Source organism: Cellulomonas sp. (assembly GCF_017744555.1).
GTDB lineage: Bacteria > Actinomycetota > Actinomycetes > Actinomycetales > Cellulomonadaceae > Cellulomonas.
The window spans coordinates 1-3,587 of record NZ_JAGIBD010000074.1 but is presented as its reverse complement, the minus strand read 5'-3'; the positions used below and the strand labels follow the sequence as shown (position 1 = coordinate 3,587).

The 3,587-nt window shown below is 73.5% G+C and carries 3 protein-coding genes; all 3 read left to right on the top strand.

The window, feature by feature from the left end; translation table 11 throughout:
* The first annotated feature begins 324 nt into the window (after window positions 1-324).
* The gene (locus J7523_RS20010) at window positions 325-1,326 is read left to right on the top strand and encodes a hypothetical protein (RefSeq protein ID WP_291890495.1); all 1,002 of its coding nucleotides are present in this window, start codon (window positions 325-327) and stop codon (window positions 1,324-1,326) included.
* A 27-nt stretch (window positions 1,327-1,353) separates the two neighbouring features.
* The gene (locus J7523_RS20005; RefSeq protein ID WP_291890493.1) at window positions 1,354-2,985 is read left to right on the top strand and encodes a hypothetical protein; all 1,632 of its coding nucleotides are present in this window, start codon (window positions 1,354-1,356) and stop codon (window positions 2,983-2,985) included.
* The coding region (locus tag J7523_RS20000; RefSeq protein ID WP_291890491.1) for an ABC transporter ATP-binding protein at window positions 2,982-3,587 on the top strand (606 nt) is incomplete at its 3' end. The genes J7523_RS20005 and J7523_RS20000, both read left to right, overlap by 4 nt.

The window sequence follows — 3,587 nt, the reverse complement described above, 5'->3', positions numbered from 1 at the left end:
CACCCGCGTTCGCGGTGGCCGTCGCGGCACCCCCCGCAGGCTGACCGCGGCGACGCGACGGCCCGCGGACCACGACCGGCCCGCCCCTGGCGGGTCGGCGCGCGCACGGGAGCCGTCGTCGCGCATCCGGGCGGACCGGGCGGACCGGACGACGGCCGCCGCCGACACCCGCCCTGAGGATGCCAACCCCCTCGGACGCCTCATACCCCAGAATGACCACGGCGCAACCGGAGCTTCGCTAGGGTCGGTGTGACGCCCGTCGCGGGCGCCCTGACCGAGTGCACGATCCTCGCTCGTCGCGACCCCTTTCCGAGAGGCCCACCGATGCGTCGTACCACCGTCCTGCCCGTCGTCGCCGCGGTCGCGGCACTCGTCCTCACGGGCTGCACGGACGGCGGGTCGTCGCCGTCCGACGACGAGACCGGCCCGCTCTCCGCGTTCTGGGAGAAGGTGGGCGGCTCCTACGACCAGGACGAGGCGGACGCGCAGCAGCGGAAGGTCGAGGAGCTCATCGCGGCCTGCATGAGCGAGCAGGGCTTCGAGTACGTCCCGAACGAGCCGCAGAACGTCTCGCGCGTCATGGACGGCGACGACGCACCCGACTGGGAGTCGCGCGAGTTCGCGGAGCAGTACGGCTACGGGGCCTCGACGGGCGACGACCTCTTCGGCGGCGGGGACAACGGTGAGGAGTGGGTCGACCCCAACGCGGACTACGTCGCCGGCATGTCGGAGGGCGAGCAGACCGCGTTCTACGAGGCCCTGTACGGCACGCCTCCCGAGGTCGACCCCGACGCCGACCCCGACGCGGACATGGAGTACGAGTACAACTGGGAAGAGGCCGGGTGCCAGGGCAGCGCCCAGCACGAGGTCTACGAGCAGAACCAGATCTGGGACGACCCGGCGATGCAGGCGCTCAACGAGGAGATGAGCACCGAGTACGAGAACATGGCCGACGACCCCAAGCTCCGCGAGGCGCAGGAGAAGTGGGCGTCGTGCATCGCCGACGCGGGGTACGACTTCACGACCCCGGACGAGGCGCAGCAGAGCATCTACGACGAGCTCAACGGCATCTACGAGTCGGCGGCACCGCCCGAGAACGCCACCGAGGAAGAGCTCGCGAACTTCGACTACCAGCCCGACGCCACGAAGATGGCCGAGCTGAAGGAGAAGGAGATCGCGCTGGCGACCGCCGACTGGAAGTGCAAGGACTCCGCGGGGTACTACGCCGCCGTCAAGGCCGCGAACCTCGCCGTCGAGAAGCGCTTGTGGGAGAAGTACGGCGCACAGCTCGAGGCGCTCGTCGACAAGCAGACCGCGTCCGAGTGACGCGACGCCCCGAGTAGAGAGTTCATCGTGAGCAAGGTCTCCAGCCATGTCAGCGGCGGCCGCCGCACCATCGTCGCCATGGCCGTCGTCGCCGTGGTCTGCCTCGCAGCGGGGCTCGGCCTCTCGCGCCTGATCGTCTCGCCCGGCCAGGCGGCGGCCAACGCCGCACCACCCACCGCCGGGCCCATCACGGTGCCGGTCGAGAGTCGGGTCATCGGCAACGAGGTGGTCCTGCGCGGCGACGTCGGCTACGACGACCCCGTCGACCTGCAGATCGAGGTCGGCGACCTGGGCGGCCCTGCGGTGGTGACCGGCCAGGTGAAGGAGGTCGGCGAGACGATCGACGCCGCGGCCGTCGTGCTCGAGGTCGCCGGCCGCCCCGTCATCGCCCTGCCGGGCGACCTGCCCACGTACCGCACGCTGCGCTCGGGCGTCTCCGGGCCGGACGTGCAGCAGCTCAAGGCCGCCCTGCGCGCGGTCGGGATCGACGGCGGCGACCCGGCCGGCGCCACCTACGACTCCACGGCCGCCGCCGGGGTGCGCGCCCTCTACCAGAAGGTCGGCTACGAGGCGCCGACCGGCGGCGAGGAGGTCACCGGGGCCGTGCGCAGCGCACAGGAGGCCGTGGCCAGCGCGGAGGCCGGTGTGCGCACGGCGCAGGCCGCCCTCGCCGGTGCGGGGAAGCCCGGGACCGCCGACGGTGCCGCCGTGACCCAGGCGGACGGTGCGGTGCGCGAGGCCGAGGCCCAGCTGGACTACCTCCGGCAGCAGTGCGCCCTTCCCGTCGCCCCCACCGACGCGCCGAACCCCGAGTGCACCCCGCCCGGCATCCTCGCGGCAGAGAACGCCGTCGCGAACGCCCGGGCCGCTCGCAGCGCGCTCGACGTGGTGCCCGACACCACGATCGAGCGCGACGCGGTCCGCGCGGCGCAGGACCAGCTGAAGGCGGCGCGTGACGCGCTCGCCGAGGCGCAGTCCGACGCCCTGACCCCGCTGCCCTCCAACGAGGTCGTGTACCTGCCGTCGCTGCCCCGCCGCGTCGACGCCGTGTCCGTGCAGCGCGGCGGCGTCGTGCAGGGCAAGTTCATGAGCGTCTCCGGCGCGACCGTCCAGGTCACCGCAACCGCGTCGCGCGCCGATGCCGAGCTCCTCGCCACCGGCACCGTCGGCACCATGAGCGTCGACGGCACCGACGTCGCCGTGACGGTCGCCGAGGTCACGGACCCGGACACCAAGCCCGACGCCGCGTCGGGCGGGGGGTCCGACGACGGCGCCAAGGCGCCGACGGGCGACCGCCGCAAGGTGGTCTTCACGGTGGGAGAGCTGACCCCCGAGCAGCTCGCGTCGATCCAGGGCAGCAACGTGCGGGTCCGCGTCCCGGTCAGCTCGACCGACGGCGAGGTCCTCGCGGTGCCGCTCGCCGCCCTCACGGCCGGGCCGGGCGGCGAGAGCCGGATCGAGGTGATGTCGGGCGGCACCAGCACCCTCGTCGAGGTGACCACGGGTCTCGCGGCCTCGGGCTTCGTCGAGATCACCGAGGCCAAGGAGCCGCTGAAGGCCGGCGACCTCGTCGTCGTCGGTGTGAGCGCGCAGGACGACGGCGACCGGACGGCGGACGCGACCCCCGACACGTCGGACGAGTCCGGGGAGGACGCGTGACGGTCCTGGACCTGCTCGACGACGCTCCTTCGGCGTCGCCGTCGGAGGTCCCGCCGGTCGTGGAGCTGCGCGGCGTGACGCGCCAGTTCCCCGGCGACCCGCCCGTGCACGCGCTGCACCCCGCCGACCTCAGCGTCGGCGCGGGCGAGTACCTGTCCGTCGTGGGGCCCTCGGGCTCGGGGAAGTCGACGCTGCTCAACCTCCTCGGCCTGCTCGACCGCCCGTCGGACGGCGAGTACCTGCTGGACGGCATCCCCACCGCCCACGCGAGCGAGCGTGAGCGTGCCGCGCTGCGTGCCGGGCACATCGGCTTCGTGTTCCAGGCGTTCCACCTGCTGCCGCACCGCTCGGTGCTCGAGAACGTCCTGCTCGCGACGATCTACAGCGGCGTCCCCCGTGCGGAGCGGCGCGACCGCGCGGTGGCCGCGCTCGAGCGAGTCGGGCTGTCCCACCGACTCGACTTCCCGCCGACCGTGCTGTCCGGCGGTGAGCGGCAGCGCACCGCGGTCGCGCGCGCGGTCGTCTCGCAGCCGCGCGTGCTGCTCGCGGACGAGCCGACCGGCAACCTCGACTCGGAGAGCTCCGAGGCGGTGCTCGAGCTG

Bases quoted from the DNA above. Each gene is read 5' to 3' on its own strand.
- J7523_RS20010 (WP_291890495.1), top strand. From the start codon at position 325: ATGCGTCGTACCACCGTCCTGCCCGTCGTCGCCGCGGTCGCGGCACTC.